A 22,785-nucleotide genomic window follows, 5' to 3' on the forward strand; every position below is an offset into this window, starting at 1 on the left:
CCCTGCCACCCATCAGCATAAGCCCACCCGATAAAATCAATTCAACCCGTGCCCGCCAACGAAGATCCCATCCCGGCCCTCAACCCCCTCGAATCCGTTACCCTCGAGCCCGCCACTCCAGCCTCAAGCCCCGAACCAAAGCCTCGCCGCAGCCTCTTCGCTATCCTCCACCCCTCCTCGTCGCAGAACGCCTTCTCCGCCACGCTCCTCCTCATGCTCTCCACCCTTCTCTCCGGAGTCCTCGGCCTCGTCCGCACTTACTACATCAACCGCATCTTCGGAGCCAGCCCCGAGACCGATGCCTACAACGCCGCCTTCCAGCTTCCCGACATGCTCGCCTACTTCCTCGTCGGCGGCGTCGTCTCCATCTCACTCGTCACCATCCTTAGCCGTTACCGAGCACAAAACGACGAAGCAGGCGCAGACCGCGCACTCTCCATCATCCTCAACGCCATGGCCGCCGTGCTGCTCTTAGGCATCGTCATAGCCGAAATCTTCGCCCCCTACTACACCCACATCGCCTTCCGCGGCTTTGACCCCCATCGAGCCGCCCTCTGCACCGCCCTCACTCGCCTCTTACTTCCCGCGCAGTTCTTCTTCTTCCTCGGCGGAGTCTTAGGCTCCCGCCTCCTCGTCCGCAAGATCTTCCTCTACCAGGCCATCAGCCCTCTCATCTACAACTCCGGCATCATCCTCGGAGCCATCTTCCTCCATCAACGCTTCGGCATCTACTCCCTCGCCATCGGAGTACTCGTCGGAGTCATCCTCGGTCCCGCCGCTCTCAACCTCTACGGCGCCTTCCACGGCGGCCTCCGTTATCACGCCATCCTCAACCTCCGCCACCCCGCCTTCCTCGAGTGGCTGCGTCTCACGCTCCCCCTCATGATCGGTGTCTCCCTCGTCACCGCCGACAAGTGGATTCTCAGCTACTTCGCCTCCAATGACGTAGGCGGCATCAGCCTCCTCACCGTCGCCAAAACCCTCTTCACCGCGCCCATGGGCATCCTCGGCCAGGCAGCAGGAGCAGCCTCCCTTCCCTTCTTCTCCGCTCTCTTCAGCCAGAACCGCCTCGACGACTTCGCCAACGCCGTCAACCGCTCCGTCTCCCGAGTCCTCGCCGCATCCTTCCTCCTCGGAGCATGGATGATCGCCCTCGCCAAACCGATCGTCGATCTCTTCCGCGGCGGCTCCTTCACACCCGAGGATGCCCGCGCCACCGCGGTCTACTTCACGCTATTCACCCTCTCCATCGCCTTCTGGTCCGCTCAGGGAATCTATGCCCGCTCCTTCTACGCCGCCGGCAACACCGTCACCCCGGCCACCGCCGGATGGATCGTTACCCTCGTCTCCATCCCCATCTACGCGTTCCTCTTCCACACCCTCGGACTCAAAGGCCTCACCATCGCCTCCGACATCGGCATCGTCATTCAAACCCTGACTCTCGCCATCCTCCTCAACCGTCGCAAGCTGGTCCGCCTCTCCGGCCTCGAACTCCGCGAACTAGGCGGAGCCCTCCTCGCCGCCATCATCAGCTTCGCCGGAGCGGCCTCCATCGTTCACCTCATCCCTCTCCATCACAGCCACCTCCGCGACCTGTTGATCATCGCCACAGCCTCCGCAGTCTGGGCCGCACTAGCCGTCATCACCCTCCACCTGACCGGCTCCAGGCTCCTAAACCAGATCCGCTCCCGCTTAGTCTAGCCAAGCTCACTCCCGACCAACGGGAGGACCGCACCATTCAGCTAGCCACAACAAGGCACACAAATCACGAAGTGACCGCCCGAATCGGGGCCCCCACGAACAGGTCTTCGTTCGTGGGGTGGCAAGCGCAGTGGGGCCGTCCGACAGGACACACCTTCCTGCCAAAGCCTCTACTTCGCATCCTCATACTCTTCATTCCAAGCCGCCTGAATCGCCTCCAGAATCCCCTCATTCGACTTCGCAGGATCTCCCACAAATCCCGGAAGCCCCGTCACATACTTGTGCAGATCCGTAAACCGCACCGAATAAGGCTCAATCTCGGGATATTTCTCCTGCAACTGGATCCCAATCTCTTCCGAATCCATCCAATCAAACTCAAGCGCCATAACGTCCCCCTAATAAACTAATCTCTGGCAGCAACGAGCCGCCCCACTCAAAAGACTACAAGAAACCCGCGACAGTTTTTATGACGCACCACCATCAAACCACTCCCATCCCCTGGTCCGCCTCCCTCCTGCGCCGCGACCTCAACGCCCGCGCCCAGCATCTCGCCACCATCGGCGGCCTCCTGCACGAGCAGACCACCGGTACCGAACCCAGCATCCTCTTCGGCCATGAAGAGCAAGCCGACCAGTCCCGCCACGGCAACTTCCATCCCGCAAGCTACGCTGCCATCTGCGCCAACCCCGCCTGGTCGCGTCGCCTCACCAAAGCTCATACCGGCCGCCGCCGCGTTCGTGCAAGAGCCGACTGGCAATGGATGGAACTCGACTGCGCCAACAGCTCCGACGCCCTCCTGATGAACATCTTCTGCCACCCAGGAGTCTCTTCCAACGGCCACCTCAACCCCGCCGTCGCAAATCTCCTGGGCGCCCCCTCGGACACTCAACCCAACTTCGGCGTTCATCCTGGAGTTCCGCTGAAAAAACCTCCCGCCAGCAGCAGAAAAAAAATACTACACTCCATCCTGCAAAAAGATTCGCCTCAGTCACTCTTCAACGACACCAGCATCCCACACTCCCCACAACCTGAAGAATCACTTCACCTCAAAGACCGCACCGAGATCGACCTCCAGCTAGGCGCTCTCTTCGTCGAAGCAAAGCTCACCGAATCCAACTTCCAGACCGTCAGCCCGCGCCTCGTCGAGCGCTATCGCGATTTCGAAGCGGTCTTCGCCGTCGAACGCCTGCCCAGCAAAATCATTACGCGACCAACGCACCCATCGGCAGAGGACTTCTCCGACCTCGAAGAGCCCTCGACCAACACAGCGTCACAACTCCCAACTCCTGTGCGATCACGCACCGTCATTCAGGGTTACCAACTCATCCGCAATGTCCTCGCCGCCTTCCACTCCAACGCATCCTTCTGCGTCCTCTGCGACTCCCGCCGCCAGGACCTCATAGAGATCTGGTACTCCGTCCTTGCCGCCGTCCACTACCCCAGCTTTGCCTGGCGTCTCAAACTCCTGACCTGGCAAGAACTGACATCGGTCATCCCTGAAGACCTGCAACAATTCCTCGAAACAAAGTACGGAATCCTCCCCGCCATGTAAGCTGTTTTGGCTTTGGTATCCTCGCCTACTTTCAGGGCATCACTTGAAACATTTCTGAAGACAAATGAGTCAACGCTGCGACTAGGCGCCGGGCCCATGAGCAGGCTTACCCTCCTGCACATAATTCCTGTTCCACTTCGGAATCTCCACCACATACGTCCCCGGCTTTTCAATCACCGCCTGGCATCCCAGCCGCGAGTTCAGCTGAATATCCGCCGCCGTCTCCATCCGGTCCAGCTCCAGATCCTCCGCTTCACTGATCCCCTGCGCGCCTTCCTTCACATGAAGATGGCACGTCGTACAAGCACAAACTCCACCGCACGCATGATCCAGAAAGATGTCATAGTTCTCCGCCACATCCAGAAACGACATCGGCAATCCATGCCCCTCATACGGCAGCGTATCGAACGGGAACTCCACCGTCCTGCCCTCGGGCAAAAACGTCACGCGAACCATCCCCTCGCCCGCAGGCTTCGACAGATCCACAGCTTCAACAACCTTCTTCGTCTCACTCATTGTTCAATCTTCCGTCGACTCTCCGGCCGTAGCCTCATCGTAAATGGATTCTTCAATACTCTTCGTTTCAGCATCCGCAGCAGCATGCGAGCTGCTCACCTGCGCCTTCGCAAACGGATGCGGCGCCGTAGGTCCCTCCCCTATGCTCTCACCTGCGGCCTCCATCGTCTTGCCCTGCATGGCGCCCGACACAGCGCTATCCATCATCAACTCAGCAAACCGCCGCGTCGCCGCATCCAGTCGTTCAATGCCCGCGCGAATGTCTCGATAGCCGCCAGTCGGAATCGCAGACTCTAGAAAAGCCGTAGCCTGCGCAATCTTTTCAATCTCTTCACTGGTCAACATCTGCCATGCAGCATGACCCTTACCTTTCTTCACCGCAGTCAGAATCGTCTCAGCTTCATTCTTCGCCTCGATCGTCTGCCGCTCCTGAATATCGGTCTCCGCGTTATCGAACGAGTCCAGAATCATCGTCTCAACCTGCTCATCCGTAAGCCCATACGTAGGCTTCACCTCTACCTCAGCCTCTTTCCCACTCCTCTGCTCCCGCGCACTCACGTGGAGAATTCCATTGGCATCGATCAGAAACTTCACCTCGATACGCGGCAGCCCCGCCACCATCGGCGGGATCCCCTTCAGATCAAACCGCGCCAGCGACCGGCAATCCTTCGCCAGCTCCCGCTCTCCCTGCACCACATGGATCGCAACATTCGTCTGCCCATCCACGCCCGTCGTAAAGTGCTCCGTCGCGCTCGCAGGAATCGTCGAGTTCCGCTGAATAATCTTCGCCACCACACCCCCCAGCGCCTCAATCCCCAGCGAAAGCGGAGTCACATCCAACAGCAGCAGGTCTTCCGTCGCAGCCGACCCGCCCGCGAGAATCTGTGCCTGCACCGCAGCCCCCAGCGCAACCACCTCGTCCGGATTCAACTCCGTATGCGGTCTCTTCCCACGCGCCTTCATCTCAAACAAATCATCCACCAACGCCCGCACCGCGGGAATCCGCGTCGACCCACCAACCAGCACAACCTCATCGATCTGCGCCGCGCTCAGTCCAGCGTCCTTCAACGCCTGCTTGCAAGGCCCAGCCGTCCGCGCAATCACGCCAGCAATCAGCCCCTCAAACTGCTCCCGCGAGATCTGCCGCAGATACCTCTTCCCACTCGGCAGCTCAACATCCAACGTCGCATTGTCCGCACTCGAAAGCAGAATCTTCGCCTCGATCACCGCCTTGCGAACCGCCTGCACTGCCTCACCGTTCCCACGAACATCCTCCCCCAAGTCTCCGGCAATATCATCCAGCGCAATCGCGATCATCAAGTTGTCGATATCGTCTCCACCCAGATGCGTATCCCCACCCGTCGCGACCACCTCAAAGATCCCCTCATGCAGCTTCAAAATCGAGACGTCGAACGTCCCACCACCAAAGTCATACACAGCGATCAGGCCGTCTTTGTTCTTCTCCAGCCCATAAGCCAGTGCCGCCGCCGTAGGCTCATTCACCAGCCGCAACACCTCCAGCCCGGCAATCCGTCCAGCATCCTTCGTAGCCTGTCGCTGAGCGTCATTGAAGTAAGCCGGAACCGTAATGACCGCCTTCGTCACCGGCCCACCAAAAAATCGCTCAGCGTTCTTTTTCAACTGCTGCAGCACATAGGCCGAGATCTCCGGCGGCGTCAGCATCAATCCGCCCACGCTCACCTTCAACACCTCACCCGGCCTCAACCCCTCCGCCAGCTTGAAAGGAAACAGCTTCAACTCCCCCTGCACGTCCTCAATGTCGCGCCCCATCAGCCTCTTAGCCGAATAAACCGCGCTCGCCGAATCCGCCATTAGCGTCCCGCGAGCCGCATTCCCCACCACCACCCCGTTATCGGTCCAAGCCACCACCGACGGCACCAGCCGTTCACCATCCTCGCCAGGAATCACCACCGGCGCATCGCCCTCCATATACGCCACCAGGGAGTTCGTCGTACCCAGGTCTATCCCGACAACACGCCCGATCCCTACAACCCGCTCATCCGCCATCGCGTCAAATCCCCTATTAGTCCATCTTCTATTGTCCTACAATCGCACCACGAACACCGCCACCCACGCGCATCTCCTTCAGATGTGCTCCAAACCGAGGCCGATGCATGCTCTATCTCGAGCACAACCCTCAGCCCGCCCTCTCTCCCTTCATCAAAAGCCTCTGGTACGCCCGCGACCCTCACGCCACCCACCGCCACGAGCGCGTCCTCCCCACCGGCAGATCCCAAATCGTCCTCTCGCTCGCTCGCGACTACCTCACCGACGCCAGCAACCCCCTCAATCCCCTCGAGCACTCCCCCGCCGGCATCTTCCTCGGCATCTACTCCCGCTACCAGCAGATCGACGCCATCGACTTCACCGAGCTCATCGGCGTCGTCTTCCACCCCGGCGGCACCCCTCCCTTCTTCCCCGAAGACGCCCACCTCTTCACCAACTGCGAAACCTCACTCTCCGACCTCTGGGGCCGCGCCTCCCTCAACCTCCGCAACGAACTCCGCGAAGCCCCCACTCCCGAACAAAAATTCGCCCTCCTCGAATTCGTTCTCCTCACTCGCCTCTCCCTCAGCAAACATCAGCATCGCGATCCCATCATCGACTACGCCCTCACCCATCTCCACACCTCACCCGGTACAACGACCATCGCCGAGCTCACCCGCACCACCGGCCTCAGCCCCCGTCGTCTCTCCGAGCGCTTCAACCAACAGGTCGGCGTCTCCCCCAAGCTCTACTGCCGCATCCAGCGCTTCCAGCAAGCTCTCCAACAGATGCATCGCGGCGCCGACGTCCACTGGGCCGAACTAGCCCTCAACTGCGGCTACTACGATCAATCCCATTTCGCCAACGACTTCCGCGCCTTCTCCGGCCTCAGCGCCACCGACTACTCCACCACCAACCGCATCTGGGCCAACCACATCCCCCTCGATTAAAATCTCCGCAACCCCGCCGATTTTTCCAAGACTACCCCCGCAACAACATGGCATCCTTCCAACCATGAACACTCTAATCAACACCCCCGTCAACATCCCCGGATCAACCATCATCCCCAGCCTCCGCTACCGCGACGCGCTCGGCGCCATCGACTGGCTCGTCGCCGCCTTCGGCTTCAAAAAACAAGCGGTCTTCGTCGCCCCCGACAACAAAACCGTCCAGCACGCCCAGCTCACCTACGGCAACGGCATGATCATGCTCGGCTCCGTCGACAACGGCGGCGAAGCCGGAAAATTCATGGTCCAACCCGATGAGATCGGCTTCCGCGAAACCCAGGGTGCCTACCTCGTAGTCCCTGACGCTGATGCCGTATACGCCACCGCAAAAGCCGCTGGTGCCGAGATGGTCATCGACATCCGTGACATGGACTACGGTGGCCGCCACTTCTCCTGTCGCGACCTCGAAGGCCACATGTGGGGCGTCGGCACCTACGACCCCTGGCAACCGGTACCATCGCAGCCAAAACCCGAGGCAGCAATGGAGCACGCTCAAGAAAGCGCAGGCAGATGACCGAAGCACAGCACCAAAAAGAAGCGTACGAACTATTAACCGGCACATTCTCCTGAAGGGTCCTCTTCCGACCAACGGGAGGACCCTGCACCTCGTCGTGCCAAGACCGGTATACACGTCACGAAGTGACCGCCTGAACCGGGGTCCCCACAAACAGGTCTTCGTTTGTGGGGTGGCCGAGCGTAGGGAGCCCGTCCGGCAGGACAGCGTCCGAAACCAAACTCTAGCCTCCACCCCCACCCCTCGTGATACCGTCTCCAGATGGAATTAAACCCCTACGCAAAGTATCTCGACGGCAACGACCCCATCCCCGTCCTCACCAGCACCTCCGAGCGCCTCCACACCCTCACGACTCATCTCTCCGACGCGCGGATCAACACTCCACCCGCCCCCGGCAAGTGGAGCATCTGCAACATCATCACCCACCTCGCCGACACGGAGATGGTCTTCGCCTTCCGCCTCCGCCAGACCCTCGCCGCCGCCATCCCCGGCCAGCCGCATCACATCATCCAGCCCTTCGACCAGGAGGCCTGGGCCCAGCGTTACGCCGTCTACCGCCTCGAACCCGCGCTCGCTCTCTTCGACGCCATCCGCAACTGGAACCTTCTCTTTCTCGCCACCGTCTCGGAAGACGACCGGCACCACCCCGCCACCCACCCCGAACGCGGCACCATGACCCTCTGGACCATCGTCGAGACCATGGCCGGCCACGACATCAACCACATCCAGCAACTAGAGCGCCTCACCGCAAGCGGTAACTAAGCCCCGCTTTATGGAAAGTTCGGATATTCTGTTGAGACTTTGATAATAAGAGTTGGTGGTGTTTATGAGGATCGTCGCCGCGCTTCTCCTCTCCCTCTGCATTGAATCGGATGCTGCCACTCAAACAAGGAATATAGGTGACGCAGACCGCGCCGGCTCACAACAAATAGGCGTTTCGTCATGCAGCATTACAGCTTCAAACACGCCCAATCTACCTAACGATCAATTTATTAGAGCGATCATAGAGCGGTCTGTATGCAGAGGTGAGTTTGTCACGCCAGAGGGAGTTCATGGGAGGACATTCGTTCCGATCTCTGACAAGGATCGCGCTAGTGTGATCGCTTTGGGAGGTCAGGCTCTCAGTTCACTTACAAACATTGCAGATACTGGAGACAGCTGGGCACAGCTAATCGCCGTACGACTTATTGCGAATATTGGAGGTCCGGACGCAGCTCCACCTTTAGAGCGGGCGCTCGCACCAAAGGTTTGGATGCCGACGCGGATGGCTGCTCTCTATGGAATAAGTAATCAGAGTCCGGATGTTGCAGATCCAATACTGCGACGGATGAAACTGGATGTCGATCCCAAGATCAGGGAAATAGCGACGTATTTACTGGAAGAGGCCACCGGTAGAAGATCAACATGGCACTGACGTGCTTCGCTTGAGCGATGAATGAGAGAACGTGCCCGCAAAGCATCGTTCCCATAAAGTCCGCTTTTGAGCAAGTTCCCAAAAACCAGGTCCGACGGCAAATCGGAATCTTTGCCTGCTGGATAACAACTTCCAAAGCAAAAAATCCTGTCAAGCCCCTGAGACGCAAAACCCCGCGTCAATCCAGCACATTCGCGTGGCGTATTAGTTAGGGGAACTCCACTATAATGAATACTGAAGAGCAGAAAGCCCAGGCCAATGAGCCAGGGCTTTTTCATTTTCAGCACCCCTAAGTTCCAGAATTGGAAAAATTGGCCGTAAACCTTTTGAAATGAATAATCTGCAAGTAAACCTTTTAGAATGACGTATTTACGAGTCTAGACTTGCAGCAAACTGCTCATAATAAAAGGTTTATACGCGGGTAATATGGGGGGGGTACCCCCCTGGAGAGGAGGAGCAACAATGCGGACCCATCACAGCCCCAGCGCCCTACGGCCCCAGGGCTTCGTTCACATCCCGCACCAGGTTCCGCAGGTAGCTCCGCTTGTTCAGCAGTACCACCATTGCGTCTCTCGCTCGGAGCTTCGCCCCCTCATCCCCGGCATCCACGCCGGAGTCCCAGGCCGACCACAGCCCCTCCAACTCCGCCTGCGTCTCCACCATCTTTGCGTCGAAGCTGTCCTTCGCCGTCATCAGATCGCGCCGCAACTCCGGCTCATCCTCACCCACCTGGTTCGCCGCGCGCATCTCCTGCAGCTGCATATTCAGCTCGAAGACCTCCTCCAGCAGCTCCGGGGGAACAATCTGCTTCTTCTGCTCGCCAGACGCCCGCGCCGCATCCGTGGCCGCCTTCGACTGCTCCTCCAGCTCAACCCCCTCAAGCGTCAGCAGATACTGCGTCCGCAAAATCGGATCCTTCAGCGTGCGGTAAGCGTCATTCAGCAGCGAACTCTGCGCCAGCGCGGCCTCCTGCTCCGCCACCGGCTTCGAAGCGAACCGGTCCGGATGCAGCTTACGGCTCAGCACATAAAACTGCTTCTCCAACGCGGCCACATCCAGCGTCAGCTTCCTGGGAAGATCGAAAAAGGAGAAATAATCCATCTACGCCGTAAAACTCGACCCACACCCACAGCTCTTGGTCGAATTCGGATTGATGAAGTTGAACCCCTGCCGCATCAGCGTCTCTTCAAAGTCGAGCACCATGCCATGCAGATAAATAAAGCTCTTCGGATCAACGAAGAGCCGTATCGCCTTCCCATCGGTAGGATCGCCGACGGTCGCCAGCCCCTCGCCAAACGCATAGACGCGATCCCGCTCCCGAGGCTGCGTATCGAAGCGAATGTTATAGCTCAGTCCCGAGCAGCCTCCACCTTGAATCCCCACCCGCAGTCCACCCTGCTCCGGCGAGACACCTTCCTTGGCCATAGCAACGCGAATCCGCTTCAACGCCTTCTCGGTAATCTGAATGCCCTTCTGGCCCGGCTCCTGCCCCTGCGCCGTCAGCACATTCATCCCCGCCAGCGGATTCTTCGCCTGGCCCGATGCAGCAGCCTGCTGGGCCGCCTCCATCTCCGCCGCGGTTTGTAGAGTCACCATCGCCATATCGCCGTCCTTGCCGCTACTCCCTACCAACAGAACACGGTAGCGACGCGACTGAACAATGCGCCGCTACCGTTGTTCTCAACCCTGTACTGCCGCTCGAAACTTAGTGAGCAACAGCAACCGCTGCCGTCTCGGCAACGTTGTTCTTCTTTTTCCAGTCGCCGATCGCCGCGCGGATCGCATCTTCCGCGAGCACCGAGCAGTGAATCTTCACCGGAGGAAGCGCAAGCTCCTTCACGATATCTGTGTTCGTGATCGCCAGCGCCTCGTCGATTGTCTTGCCCTTCACCCACTCCGTCGCGAGCGAGGAAGAAGCAATCGCCGAACCGCAGCCGAACGTCTTGAACTTGGCATCTTCAATCACGTTCGTCTCGGGATTCACGCGGATCTGCAGCCGCATCACGTCGCCGCACTCCGGCGCGCCTACAAGGCCGGTGCCAACCTCGGCAGCGCTCTTGTCCAACGTGCCAACGTTTCGAGGATGATTGTAGTGGTCTACGACCTTATCGCTATATGCCATCTTGTTTCTCCTGTCTCTAACTTATTCCAGATTCCAAAACTCTAAAGTGCAAATGCCGCCGAATTAATGAGCGGCCCATTCAATTTTGGTGAGGTCGATGCCTTCCTTCACCATCTCATACAACGGCGAAAGCTCTCGCAGCTTCGAAACCACATCGATGACCTTGTCCGAAACATAGTCGACCTCAGCCTTCGTGTTGAAGCGTCCAAGACCAAACCGAATCGAGCTATGCGCCACATCGTCGCCCAGGCCCAGGGCCTTCAATACATAAGATGGCTCAAGCGTCGCCGAGGTGCAAGCAGAGCCCGAAGAAACCGCAATATCGTTGATTCCCATCAAAAGGCTCTCGCCCTCGACATAGACAAAGCTCATATTCAAGTTGCCCGGCAGATGGTGCTCCATGTTGCCGTTTACATGAACATAGTCCAATGCCTTCTCGAACTTGGCCTTCATGTAGTCGCGCAGTTCCTTCTCGCGCTTTGCCTCGGCTTCCATCTCCTGTCCGGCGATCTCACAAGCCGCACCCAAGCCAACAATACCCGGAACGTTCAGCGTGCCCGACCGCATCCCGCGCTCATGACCACCGCCATTGATCTGCTCCGAGATCTGCACCCGCGGATTGCGGCGACGAACATACAGCGCGCCCACACCCTTCGGCCCATAGATCTTATGCCCGGAGAGCGAGAGCACATCGATATTGTCCTTCTGCACATCCACCGGAATCTTGCCCACAGCCTGAACTGCATCGGTGTGGAAGATCACGCCCTTCTCGTGGCACAGCTTGCCGATCTCGGCGATAGGCTGAATCACACCAATCTCGTTGTTCGCATACATGATCGAAACCAGGATCGTCTTGTCGTCGATCGCACGCTTCAGATCTTCAAGATCAATCAGCCCATCAGCCTGCACCGGCAGGTAGGTCACGCGATAGCCCTGCTTCTCGAGCTTCTTGCACGTATCCAGAACCGCCTTGTGTTCGGTCACCTGCGTGATGATGTGGTTGCCGCGCTCGCGATACATCTCGGCGATCCCCTTGATCGCAAGATTATTCGACTCAGTCGCGCCACTGGTGAAGATAATCTCCTTCGCGGTCGCGCCAATCAACTTGGCGATCTGCTCACGCGCCTTCTCCACCGCCTGCTCGGCCTCCCAGCCAAACACATGGTTGCGGCTCGCCGCGTTGCCAAACACCTTGCCGAAGTAAGGCAGCATCGCATCCAGAACCCGCGGGTCCATCGGTGTCGTCGCGTGGTTGTCCATGTAAATCGGCAGCGTTACGCCAGCCGGTAGAGGTGCAGAGGACTCGCTGATCACTACGCCGCTATTGCTCATCTCGTTGCTCATCGTATCTCCCAAACTAAAGCTTCTGACTCGTCACTCCACTCAAACTGTCTATCGTCGGCAGCGTGCGGCTAAACCGCAATGCTTACCAGACCGCCGCCCACCGGCGCTCCCGGTCCAGCCTGCTCCGTATCCCCGGCTTCGATCAAATCCGCAATACGGATCCCATTCAACAAATCCTTGATGCTGTCATTGACCTTGCGCAGTGGTTCTTTGATGGTGCAATGCCCGGCAAGGTCGCAAGTTCCGTGAATCGTAATGCAACTCGTAATGAAAAGCGGCCCGTCAATTGCTCGAATGACCTCAAACGCCGTCATCTCGGTCGCACTGCGAGAGAGCGCATAGCCTCCATTGGTCCCGGCATGCGAAACGAGCAGTCCAGCCTTTGCTAAAGTCTGTAGAATCTTCGCCAGCAACTGCGGCGGAATGTGATAAGCCTCTGCAATATCCTTGGCGCTGTGCGCGCTGCCGTCCGTCTGCTCTGCCAGATACTTCAGAGCCATCAGACCGTAATCGGCTTTTTTGGTCAGACGCAGCATGTCGGCTTCGCGCTCCCGCTCACTGGAAATTGACGTAAATCAGACAATTCCAGTCCTAGATAGTGTACGTCCAAAATTCTGTGTATGCAACAGGGAGGAGGAGGCCCTCCGATACAGCGTTCCATCCAGAGTTTTCACCCAACAAAACCCTGGAATCCAGGTTGACAAGGGGTCTACGGACGCGCAAAATCCATACCATTCACATTTTTCTCCCCAAAATGACCGTCATCTGCAAACATCCCATTGTCAAAATCGTCGCCCGAGAGGAAGACGCTGAATTTGTTGAGTGTCAAAAGTGCGGAGAAGTCTTCGATTCGGCCGAGTACAGCGATATCGCCATCGAAGAAAAATCTGCCCTCGCCGAGATCCCCTCAGACGACTAGACGACCGTCTGCTCCGGCGGCGAACTCATCCTGCGAAGCACAATCCATGCATACTGGGCCGCAGAGAGCGGAGCCAGCACAGCGATTGCGCGCACCAGAATATCCCGCAGCGTCGCAAGCGGCAGCGACAGAAACAGCTTTTGACAGATCACCACAATCAAAGCGACGATCTGCACAAACGTGTTCAGCTTTCCCAACATGCTCGGCCGGAAGTCCCGCAGCGTTCCCGTCGCAAACAGCAGCGTAGCGATCAACAAAATCCCTACATCGCGGCTGAAGACCAGAACCGTAACGTACAGGGGAATCAGCCCAACATGCGTCAGCACCACAAACAGCGAACTCAGCAGCAACTTGTCCGCAATTGGGTCCAGATACAGCCCCAGCGTTGTCTTCTGGCTCAGCCATCGAGCCAGCAGCCCATCCAGCGCATCGCTGATCCCCGCCAGCATGAACAGCGCAAAGGACACGCCGTAGTGCCCATCCAGAATCTCAATCAAAAGGAAGGGGATAATAAAGAGCCGCATCAGCGTAAGCAGGTTTGGCGCGGCGCGAAATTGGCTGAGAAAGGGCACGTTGCGGGGTCAATCCATCCTAACCCAACCCCGCCAAGGTTGCCCCAACGCGTCCTCTCAGTTTAGACTGAGAGGACGCACAGGCGCGTAGCTCAGTTGGTTAGAGCGCTACCTTGACACGGTAGAGGTCAGCGGTTCGAATCCGCTCGTGCCTACCAAATTCTTTCAATCACATACGATTAAAATTTGGGAACAGATGGCGGGTGAATGGGAACGGTATGGGAACACTTCCTGTTCACTGCACCGTTAGCTGTTGGGTTACGCGATTGAAGAGCACATCGTCTGCCTTGCTCTGCGATGCGCTTCTTGTCCATTCCTGCATGGGTTACACCTCCATTATTGTACTCACCTTTCCGTGCCACATCAGCTCCTGCACTGCTTTCACATCGTTGCCTGTTGCGGCCAGCAGCGAGCTGTAGGTGTGCGAAGGTATGCCAGCCGATGCGCTTCCTGATCCCAGCTTTCTTCGCTGCCGGTTGCAGGGTTGTGCTGCGGAGACTATCCGGCCAGACTGGCAGCTTGCCGAATGCGCGCTCACTCCCGAAGATCGAGTCCGTGTCCGCGCCGAAAGGACAGATGACACGCCATGCGATCAATCCTTCGATTGCAATCTCATCCAGCGGCAAGGGTTGCTGCGAGACCTCAGTCTTGCATGGCCCGAAGCCGCCATCCACATACGAACGAAGAACACTCGCTGTTTTCTCGATAATATCGATGTCCTCCCACTTGAGGCCCAGCACTTCACACACAGATGGCTCCACTCGCTCGCTCGCGGTTAGGTAGGACCGCTGCCGTGAGTACCTCTGGAACGCGCTTTCGTTAGTGCTGGCCCGCACCAGAGTCATCGGATTCTCGTGTTGCCCGATCCAGCCCCAGCGGATAGCCCTTGTCGCTAAGCGATGTTACCTCTGTCTGCATCCCAGTAATCGAGTGGCTGCACGCTCCGCACCGACATAAGGCGCCGAGAGGGCCTGAAGAACTACAGGTAGGCTCAGCAATGTGACCTCCAACCCGGCAACGTCAGACAAAAACCATCTCTTGCGACCGGGATGAAGCCAACCTGCGTCAAAAAGCAGGGTTCAATTGATACTTTTTCGGACCGATTCCATTTGAGGCAATAATCCAGAGACACACTTTATCGCATCACAACCATACTGGCTGATAGGTTGATCACTGTCCGCACGTGCGCGATGATCAATCGCCAACAAGGTGCGGGGGAACGATTTTATTCGAAAGGGAATAAGCTAGAAGAGGCTTAGTTTCAATCACTTTCTCTGATTCCGGATGACTTAGCTGCATTGCTAGGCAGCCCTGAAAAGGCCGCGCTTGCAGGTTGACGTCCGGTCTCAAGCGGGCCACCACACGGCTGAAGTGAAAGTCGTGATGCTGCAGGACCGCCGTGGCATTCCCGACGCATGCGTGTGACCCAGACCTGCATCTTCGCATCGGGATAGGTGAACCACTTCGGAGCACACCCACCACCATGTATGGCTTCCCATCGAGATGGATTTGCCTACCGACAATCGACGGGTCCCCACTTCCACGTAAGCATGACGGCGTTTCCGTCCGGGCGATCTTCGCTCTCGGTAAACGTGCGTCCGATGACTGCGGGCACCCCAAGCAGAGGAAACAGGTTCCAACTCCCGCCGCCCGCGCTAACCAGTTCCGGCAACTCTCCCACTAATCGGATTTATCGAATGAACCGAACGGGCATCCTGTCCGGATTTTTCTACGAGTGATTCCTCGCGAAACTTATTTCGCAAACTATTTTGTTGACCGAATCAAACTCCTCTCATACTATTTTCGAAAGTCAAACGAACAATTTAGATTCGTGACCTTAGTGGTTACAAGCCTGGCAATCCTATTTTTCTCCAGAAAAATCTTTGTTTGTGCTGCGGATTTGTACGTCGTTGCATACCTGGAGCTAGACGATGCCTTGGCTTTCTTTGAGCGCTTGCAAGCGCTTCAACGCCTTCATGGCCTTTTTCGCCATCTTCTCACTATTTGCATCAAAATCGATTGCTCAGCCGTCTCCCATGGCACCCGCCTTGCGGCCCTTCGCTACTGTAGAGGAATCGGCGATAGATTCGTTTACGGTTGCAAACGACGGCCTACTTGTATCGATCCCGATCTGGTCGATTAAATTCGACAGCGTGGCTAGTTGTCGTTGAGTTTCACGCTGCGATATAGCCCCCCGAGCTATCAAGAGAGCCAAGATTGTCTACCTGGCATTACTCAGTGCCAGGAGCTTTGGGACGCAACATTAACTCTAAACGGGGTCTACTTGACCTCGAATCAGGATGTCTGGGTGCAGATCGTGACAGACGTCGTCGGAAACCCGGCCAGTTTTGGGAGGCTGGTATTGGGAAGTCATCACGCCGGATTCCGAGACCCACAAGCTTACTCAGATAGGAGCGACCAAAACCTACCGAAGCATCGATGGCACAGGATGGATTTTCGATGCGACGTCTTGTCTTCTGAACGAACGAAGAAGGCATCCGAATATAGCTATAACTGCACGCCGCCAAGCCAGACCATACCCTATCCCTGGCATCAACTATCTATCGTATGTGCAAGATACGAACGGCAACAAGATCCATAAACTATTCGGGACCAGACGTGTTGAGCTCTTATACCGACACTATGGGCCAAACCATCGCAGCTCCGCCTATCAGCTTGTCTTCCATTAGTTTCGTAAACGATGTCGGCGGTCAAAGCACGACAGATTTAACCAAGTGCGCAGCTACTGCTACCTCGGCAATCATCTGGACTCCACCTGGAAGTTCTACCGCGATGAAGTTTTTGTTACTCGCCTATTCATATCCGGACCGACTTCTTCCATGGCGCGGGAGCGCCGGATGTGCCGACACTCCCGACCAAACCCAATTGGAGGTACGAGGCTGTCTACAATAAGAACTACTTGAGCACGGTGGTCATGCCGGACGGCATGGTGTGGAACTTCGCTTATGCTTCCGTCAATGGCACCAATGTCAACTACGGCAATTTGACAAGCATTGGAATAGCTACAGGGGTGCCCTCAGCTATAACTGGAATGAAGGTTTCAATACCTGCGCAGGACCTACACTAGGCTATCGCAGTGGGCTTTTATCTAGATCCCTGGACGCAGCTGACGGGAGTGGTCCTAAAACCTGGACGTATGCCTATACTTGGGGAAACAACAATGCCGCGCCTGCTACGTCAGAGTTAACGACTGACCCACTCGGGAACACGATAAAGCACAGTCTCACGGCAATCACACGTTGCTCCAGCTACGAGACCGAAGTCGATTACTACGACAGCAACTCACATCCCAAATGGTCCTAATCCATCCGAGATTGACCACGATCTAAGCTTCATTCCATCAGCCACATACATTGATTCCAAACCGCTTGGCGTAATTGGAAGGATGCCCTGAAAAGGCCAGCCGTCGCAGTTTTAGTCCCCCCAACCCTGTCTAAAAGGAGGACAGCACCGCGGATCACCGAGCGACTGGGCCTGCCATATCTCGCTTGCTGACTATAAAAGCTCCTACACTTCCTGGGCGTTGCTACTTGAGGTCGAAGATGGCAGCGGTCTGGGGAGCGAGGTGAAGGGTGAGGGTGTTCGTCGTTAATGTTGCTTCGGAGGATCCGTAGAGGTTGTTGGCCTGTTGAGCGCCTTCGAGTGCGGTGTCGTCGATGTTGACTATGGTGTCGGAGGGTTGGGCGGCTTTGTTTACGGCGACGAGAATGCGCTGGTTGGGCTGGGTTGGGGTGTGAAGGGTGCGGACGTAGATGAGAACGTTCTGGTCGGCGTGAAGGAGTTGCTCGTCTCCGGTCTGGAGGGCCGGATGAGAGCGGCGGAGAGCAAGGAGAGTCTGAAGTGTGGCGAAGGATTGTTGCTGCTCGGGAGTGCGGGAGGATGTGGTGAAGGCATCGTTCTGAGTTGGGCCAAAGCCGCCGGGGAAGTCGCGGCGGTTATCGGGATCTTCACCGCCGCGCATGGCGATCTCGTCGCCGGAGTAGATCTCGGGCATGCCGCGCATGGTGGTGAGGATGGTGAAGGCGAGCTCGAGAGTATGCGGGGTTGTCGCGGGGTCTTTGAGGAAGCGAGCGGTATCGTGATTGCCGATGAAAGGAACGAGGCGCTCGGGGTGAGGATAGAGATTATCGAGACGAAGGACGTCGGCCAGCTTCGTCATGGACGCGTCTTTGAGAAAGACATCGCGTAGAGCGAAGTATGAGGGGAAGTCGAAGGGGGTGTCGAGGCCTGTGTCGAGGCCGGCGCGAGTGACTCCGCCGGCGAAGAAAGAGGTGATTGTGGGATCGCCGTTGAAGACTTCGCCGACGGTGGTGAGCTGCGGGTAGAGTGAATGAAGCTGGGCGTGGAAGCTCTGCCAGAAGGGACGCGCGACGTAAGGGAAGGTGTCGATGCGCAGACCGTCGAGGCCGGCCTGCTCGATCCACCAGATGGAGTTCTGAGTGAGGTAGCGGGCAACGGCGGGATCTTCCTGATTGAGATCGGGAAGCGTGTTGGCGAACCAGCCTTCGGTGACGTTGTGCTGGTCGCGCCAGGGAGCGTGGGGGTCGGTGAGGGGAGCGAAGTCGCCCTGGGCGATGGTGTGGTGCTCGAGGGTGCCGTGAAGCCAAGTGGGGTCGGGGCTGTCGCGAACCCAGGGATGGTTGGGGCCGATGTGGTTGGGAACGGTGTCGAAGACGAGCTTCATGTGGCGTGCATGGAGAGCGGAGGCGAGATCTTTGAGATCGGCGAGGGTGCCGAAGTGGTCGTCGACGGCGTACATATCGGTGGCGCCGTAGCCGTGATAGCTCTGGCTATCTTGATTCTGGTAGACAGGGGTGATCCAGACTGTAGTGATGCCGAGTTGCTGAAGATAGTCGAGATGCTGGGTGATGCCGGGAAGATCTCCGCCATGCCAGCCGCGGGGTTTGGCGAGTTCGGCGGCGTGATCGGGTCCGTCGTTGGTGGGATCTCCGTCGGCAAAGCGGTCGATCATGATGAGGTACATGACGTCTTTGGAGGAGAAACCGGCAAAGCTGTCGGAGGGGTTGCGACGAGGGGAGAAAGAGTAGCGGCTGGAGGTTCGACCGTTCGGTGTGCGGACGTTGATCTGAATTGTTTGAGAGTGCGCGGGTGAGGCAGAGAGCCAGAGTTGCGCGTAGTGACCATTGGCTGAGATGACTACTTTGTTGATGTGCAGCGCTGCGTCGCTCAGGGTGAACTGCGCGGCGGTGAGATTTTCGCCTTTGATGAGGAGCATGGGCGCGGGCATTGTGGCCCACCAGTTGGGGGGGTCGATCTTCTCGATGCGAGGAGATTGGGCGAACGCCGACACGGTGAGTACAAGAGCTACAAGAAGGCATCGCATGGTCGGAGTCCCAAGAGGCGAGAGTGATGGCGGATTGTGCCGAAGAACAGCGGCATCATGAGACTAGCTCAATGATGCCGCCTTAGGCGCTGGGGGTTAGAAGTTGATGTGAGCGGCGAGCTCAACCTGGCGTTCGGTGTTGAGGCGAATGCTGTTGATGCTGCCGAAGCCGTTATTTGCGCCGGTGGAGTTTGCACCGGTGGTGAAGATGGTTGTCGATCCTGGGACGTTGACGCCGTCGCGGATGTTGGTGTCGGGATTGCCGAACTGCGGTGTGTTGAAGAGGTTATAAGCCTGAGCGCGAAATTCTGCGTTGACTCGTTCGGTGATGTGGAAACCTTTGAAGAGACCGAGGTCCACGGTCTTGTAGCCGGGGCCGGCGAAGGCGTTGCGCTGGAGGGTTCCCGGACGAGTGAAGATGCCGGAAGAGTTGATGGGCGGAGTCGCGAAGACACCAGTGAAGAAGGTGCGGTTGTTGGAGTTGTTCGAGCCACCGACTAACTGGCGGGATACCTTGCTGAAGCTGATGAGGTCTGGCCGGTTGTCGATGGTTCCTGGGCTGCCGGTGGTGTTGAGGTCAATCGGCGTGCCGCTGTCGAGGGTGACGATCGTGTTGAGTTGCCAGCCGCCGACGACCTCGTCGAGCGCATGGCTCATGTTTGAACCGAACATCTTGTCTCGGCCGACGGGCAGCGAGTAGACGGCGCTGGCGACGAAGACGTTACGCTGATCCTGGTCGGAGTTGCCGTAGTTGGCAGGGAGATCGACTCCCTGCTGGGTGATGAAGATGCGTCCGCTGGAACTTGCGCCTGCGCCTGAACTGAAGGCTCCACTCGAGTTGTCGCGCGTGTGAGACCAAGTGTAAGCGACCGTTGCAAGGAAGCTCGAGCCAACGTGGCGGTCAAGGTAGATTTGCAGGCCATCGTACTTTGAGGAACCGCCGGCCAGGCCTTCGGTGATTGTGCCGCGGTTGGGGAAGAGTCCCTTTGAGGTGCCGTCGAGGACAGGCGAGTTGGCGTTGTACCAAGTCATGAGGTGATCGGATTTATTGCCGACGTACGCAATGTTGAGTGAGGTCGCGTGATCGAGCTGCTGCTGGACTTGCAGGTTGTATTGAGTCACCGCACCGTTCTGATTGTTCTTCGGTACGGCAATGACAGTAGCGTTCGACAGGTTGATGGAGTTGATCGCACCTGGTCCGAAGGCAGGTATTGGAAGGGCCGCGGTTGCGGTGGATGCGTCGTTAGGAGTGGTTGGGCTTTGACCTGTGAAGGTGATGCGATAGCCGTTGGTCGCGGTGTACTGATTAACTCCATTGAAGCCAGGCTGGTTGGAGAGCTGGTTGCCGACGCCGCCGCGGTCCAGGAAGTAGAAGATACCGTAACCGCCACGGATTGAGGTCTTGCCGTTGCCATAGAGATCGTAGGCAAAGCCTATGCGTGGCGCGAAGTTGTTCTTATCTGTATTAATGAGCGAGCGCGAGTTCCCGTTGACGCCTGCAACCTGGAGAGATGCAGTGGAGAAGTCATAGTTCGCCTGGTTGTTGTTTTGCTCGTAGGGGTAGGTATAGAGATCGTAGCGAACGCCGAGGTTGAGAGTAAGCCTGCGGGTCGCCTTCCAGTCGTCCTGAACGAAGTAGCCGGTCTCGTAGTTGAAGGTTTTGAAGAAGGTGCTGGCTGCACCGATCTCATAGTCGGAGAAGCCAGCGAGGATCTCGGAGGTTTCATATCCGGTGAAGCGTCCGGTCCCGGGATAGTTTACTCCGCCCAGGACGAAGTAGCCCTTGGAGTCATTCCCCTGGAAGAAGTCAACCTCGCGGCGTAGGACGTTGGCGCCGGCTTTCATGGTGTGTTTGCCGCGGGTGTAGGTAACGCTGTCGAGATACTGGAAGGTTTTCTCAGGGACGGAGTAGGGACCGCCGTCGCCCGTGTACTCGATCTGTGTATTGCTGCCGCCGATAAGAGCGCCGCCTCCTAGAAGTGGGTTACGGTTTGCATTGACGATGCCGAGATTGGCGGAGATGGGTGTGCCCTGATCCGGGTTGACGTAGGCGAACTCCGGACGGATGTAACCGAAGCGAAATTCGTTGACGAGATTAGAGGTAAAGATGTGGGTATACCCGGCCGCTCCGCCGCGTGGGTGGTTCACGTTGCCGCCCGAGGCAAAGCCCGCGGGAAGGTTGGTAAAGAGGCTGTTGACGTTGAGGTTGTCCTGACCGTAGCTGTAACGGACGAAGACGGAATCCTTCTGAGAGACGTGATAGTCGAGGCGGACGTCGAAGTCGTTGAAGTTCTGAATCGCTTTACGCACTGCGAAGTAGTTATTCAGGATGCCGCCACGCGTCGGCGCGTCGAACGCGTTGAGGTACTTGAGACCGGCAGAGTTGATGCGATTTTGCGGGATGATATTTCCGGCGAAGGGCTGGCACGTTGTCGGATCGTAGATGGCTCCGACCACAACCGTTGCGTTTGCGGCCAGTGCGGGGCAGCCCGTTGCCGAAGAGAAGGTTCCGGGATTGCTGGTGACGTTTTGACCGAGCAGCTCGGAGAAGTTGCCCTGACGCATAAGTGCAGTGGGGACGGTATAGAAGCCGGTGTCCTTTGGCTGTTTCTGACGAAGAGCCTGGTAATCGCCGAAGAGGAAGATCTTATCTTTCCAGAGGGGGCCACCTGCGGCGACGCCGAACTGTTTGCGCTGAAAGGCTGGTGCTGGGGTGCCGGGATTGAAGTAGAGGGAGTTGGCATCGAAGATCTGGTCGCGGAAGTAGCCGAAGGCCGAGCCGTGGATGCTGTTGGTTCCGGATTTGACGGAGTTCTGGAGGATGGCACCGCCGGCGCGGCCAAATTCGGCGGGGGCGACGGAGGTGGTGACGCGGAACTCCTGGATGGCTTCGGGCGGGGTGAAGAAGACGATGGAATTTACGAGAGATTCGTTGTTGTCGACTCCATCGAGGATGAAGTTGTTGGACTGCTGACGGAGTCCATTGACCGAGAGCGCACCACCGCCGGAGTCTGAATAGCGGAAGGTTTCGACGTTGCCGTTGCGCCCGCTGGCGTCGGAATTGAAGGCTCCACGGGTTACGCCGGGGATCAGATTGGCGAGAGTAGTAAAGTTGCGGCCGTTGAGAGGGAGATCGGTGACCTGCTTGCCCTCAATGACAGCTCCGGTGGACGAGGTGGAGAGGTCGACGACTGGAGCGGCATCGGTTACCTCAACGGTTTGGCTGTCGGAGCCGACGGTCAGTTTGAACTCGATGGTCTGGACCTGGGAGACCTGGAGAGCGAACGACTGATTGACGCTCTGAAATCCACTGTGGCTGGCTTCGACGCGGTAGTTGCCACGAGGGACGGCGGAGAAGGTGAAATTTCCGTCGTTCCCCGCGGTGACCGCGAGCGTAACGCCTGTATCAGTATTAATGAGTTTGAGCGTGGTACCCGGAATAACGGCACCGGTGGGGTCGGTGACAATACCGGTGACTCGACCGGTGTCTGTCTGAGCTTGCAGGCTTAGGACTGGGATGAAAAGCAAACAGAGGAGTAGGAGCAGTAGTTTGCCGGCGAGTGTGTGCCGATGTCGGTTGAGATCAGTGTGCATGGTGAAGCCTCCAAAGGTGCGACCTGAATGGTGTAGTCGAATGGCTATTCAAGGTCGCGGTAAAACGATGGCAATTTATTTATGTTCCTCGCCATCGCCTAGTCCTCTTTTTTCGATAAATCTTTGATCATCCGGTAAGTTATTGATTTTTATATGCA

Annotated in this window: 19 protein-coding genes and 1 tRNA gene; 7 read left to right on the forward strand and 13 right to left on the reverse strand. The window is 57.5% G+C overall.

The window, feature by feature from the left end:
• The first annotated feature begins 48 nt into the window (after nt 1-48).
• The gene (murJ, locus tag HDF09_RS09825; protein WP_311719172.1) at nt 49-1,701 is read left to right on the forward strand and encodes a murein biosynthesis integral membrane protein MurJ; all 1,653 of its coding nucleotides are present in this window, start codon (nt 49-51) and stop codon (nt 1,699-1,701) included.
• Nucleotides 1,702-1,871: 170 nt separating this feature from the next.
• On the opposite strand, the gene iscX is transcribed toward murJ, so the two are convergent.
• Entirely contained in the window at nt 1,872-2,087 is a 216-nt protein-coding gene (gene iscX / locus HDF09_RS09830) for a Fe-S cluster assembly protein IscX (RefSeq protein WP_183765315.1), read from the reverse strand.
• An 80-nt stretch (nt 2,088-2,167) separates the two neighbouring features.
• On the opposite strand from iscX, the gene HDF09_RS09835 reads away from it, so the two are divergent.
• Entirely contained in the window at nt 2,168-3,253 is a 1,086-nt protein-coding gene (locus HDF09_RS09835) for a PGN_0703 family putative restriction endonuclease (RefSeq protein WP_183765318.1), read from the forward strand.
• Nucleotides 3,254-3,334: 81 nt separating this feature from the next.
• Here HDF09_RS09835 and HDF09_RS09840 read toward each other — a convergent pair whose 3' ends face one another.
• Together HDF09_RS09840 and hscA are read right to left on the reverse strand one after the other, a co-directional pair.
• On the reverse strand, nt 3,335-3,769 hold the full coding sequence (locus HDF09_RS09840; protein ID WP_183765320.1) for a 2Fe-2S iron-sulfur cluster-binding protein: 435 nt from the start codon (nt 3,767-3,769) through the stop codon (nt 3,335-3,337).
• 3 nt (nt 3,770-3,772) lie between these two features.
• Nucleotides 3,773-5,797: a Fe-S protein assembly chaperone HscA gene (gene hscA, locus HDF09_RS09845; RefSeq protein WP_260181054.1), complete on the reverse strand. Its 2,025-nt coding sequence runs from the start codon at nt 5,795-5,797 to the stop codon at nt 3,773-3,775.
• A gap of 107 nt (nt 5,798-5,904) precedes the next feature.
• Between hscA and HDF09_RS09850 the strand changes: the two genes are divergently transcribed.
• From HDF09_RS09850 to HDF09_RS09865, 4 genes are all read left to right on the forward strand, one after another.
• A complete protein-coding gene (locus tag HDF09_RS09850) occupies nt 5,905-6,726 on the forward strand; it encodes a helix-turn-helix domain-containing protein (protein WP_183765323.1) in 822 nt (273 codons plus the stop codon).
• Between the two features lie 64 nt (nt 6,727-6,790).
• Nucleotides 6,791-7,297: a VOC family protein gene (locus HDF09_RS09855; RefSeq protein WP_183765326.1), complete on the forward strand. Its 507-nt coding sequence runs from the start codon at nt 6,791-6,793 to the stop codon at nt 7,295-7,297.
• Nucleotides 7,298-7,558: 261 nt separating this feature from the next.
• The gene (locus HDF09_RS09860; protein WP_183765329.1) at nt 7,559-8,059 is read left to right on the forward strand and encodes a DinB family protein; all 501 of its coding nucleotides are present in this window, start codon (nt 7,559-7,561) and stop codon (nt 8,057-8,059) included.
• Nucleotides 8,060-8,123: 64 nt separating this feature from the next.
• The gene (locus tag HDF09_RS09865; protein WP_183765332.1) at nt 8,124-8,711 is read left to right on the forward strand and encodes a HEAT repeat domain-containing protein; all 588 of its coding nucleotides are present in this window, start codon (nt 8,124-8,126) and stop codon (nt 8,709-8,711) included.
• Nucleotides 8,712-9,200: 489 nt separating this feature from the next.
• On the opposite strand, the gene hscB is transcribed toward HDF09_RS09865, so the two are convergent.
• The 6 genes from hscB to HDF09_RS09895 all read right to left on the reverse strand — a co-directional run bounded on the left by hscB (nt 9,201) and on the right by HDF09_RS09895 (nt 13,668).
• Nucleotides 9,201-9,812, reverse strand: a complete 612-nt coding sequence (gene hscB, locus HDF09_RS09870; RefSeq protein WP_183765335.1) for a Fe-S protein assembly co-chaperone HscB — start codon at nt 9,810-9,812, stop codon at nt 9,201-9,203.
• Complete coding sequence (locus tag HDF09_RS09875) at nt 9,813-10,313, reverse strand: HesB/IscA family protein (protein WP_183765337.1); 501 nt, start codon at nt 10,311-10,313, stop codon at nt 9,813-9,815.
• Nucleotides 10,314-10,416: 103 nt separating this feature from the next.
• Nucleotides 10,417-10,833, reverse strand: coding sequence for a Fe-S cluster assembly scaffold IscU (iscU, locus tag HDF09_RS09880; RefSeq protein WP_183765340.1), 417 nt, complete (start codon nt 10,831-10,833; stop codon nt 10,417-10,419).
• 63 nt (nt 10,834-10,896) lie between these two features.
• Nucleotides 10,897-12,177, reverse strand: a complete 1,281-nt coding sequence (locus tag HDF09_RS09885; protein ID WP_311719178.1) for an IscS subfamily cysteine desulfurase — start codon at nt 12,175-12,177, stop codon at nt 10,897-10,899.
• Between the two features lie 68 nt (nt 12,178-12,245).
• On the reverse strand, nt 12,246-12,713 hold the full coding sequence (locus HDF09_RS09890; protein ID WP_179640027.1) for an RrF2 family transcriptional regulator: 468 nt from the start codon (nt 12,711-12,713) through the stop codon (nt 12,246-12,248).
• Between the two features lie 379 nt (nt 12,714-13,092).
• Nucleotides 13,093-13,668, reverse strand: a complete 576-nt coding sequence (locus HDF09_RS09895; RefSeq protein ID WP_183765343.1) for a CDP-alcohol phosphatidyltransferase family protein — start codon at nt 13,666-13,668, stop codon at nt 13,093-13,095.
• 81 nt (nt 13,669-13,749) lie between these two features.
• Between HDF09_RS09895 and HDF09_RS09900 the strand changes: the two genes are divergently transcribed.
• Nucleotides 13,750-13,826, forward strand: a tRNA-Val gene (locus tag HDF09_RS09900).
• 21 nt (nt 13,827-13,847) lie between these two features.
• Here HDF09_RS09900 and HDF09_RS09905 read toward each other — a convergent pair.
• The 4 genes from HDF09_RS09905 to HDF09_RS09915 all read right to left on the reverse strand — a co-directional run bounded on the left by HDF09_RS09905 (nt 13,848) and on the right by HDF09_RS09915 (nt 22,627).
• Nucleotides 13,848-14,417 (reverse strand): site-specific integrase, encoded by a 570-nt coding sequence (locus tag HDF09_RS09905; protein WP_183765346.1) that lies wholly within the window; start codon nt 14,415-14,417, stop codon nt 13,848-13,850.
• A gap of 764 nt (nt 14,418-15,181) precedes the next feature.
• Nucleotides 15,182-15,340, reverse strand: coding sequence for a hypothetical protein (locus HDF09_RS20505; protein ID WP_221270087.1), 159 nt, complete (start codon nt 15,338-15,340; stop codon nt 15,182-15,184).
• Nucleotides 15,341-17,215: 1,875 nt separating this feature from the next.
• The gene (locus HDF09_RS09910; protein ID WP_183765349.1) at nt 17,216-19,033 is read right to left on the reverse strand and encodes an alpha-amylase family glycosyl hydrolase; all 1,818 of its coding nucleotides are present in this window, start codon (nt 19,031-19,033) and stop codon (nt 17,216-17,218) included.
• Nucleotides 19,034-19,129: 96 nt separating this feature from the next.
• Complete coding sequence (locus HDF09_RS09915) at nt 19,130-22,627, reverse strand: TonB-dependent receptor (RefSeq protein ID WP_183765352.1); 3,498 nt, start codon at nt 22,625-22,627, stop codon at nt 19,130-19,132.
• Nucleotides 22,628-22,785: the final 158 nt, after the last annotated feature.

Source organism: Edaphobacter lichenicola (genome assembly GCF_014201315.1).
Classification (GTDB): domain Bacteria; phylum Acidobacteriota; class Terriglobia; order Terriglobales; family Acidobacteriaceae; genus Edaphobacter; species Edaphobacter lichenicola_B.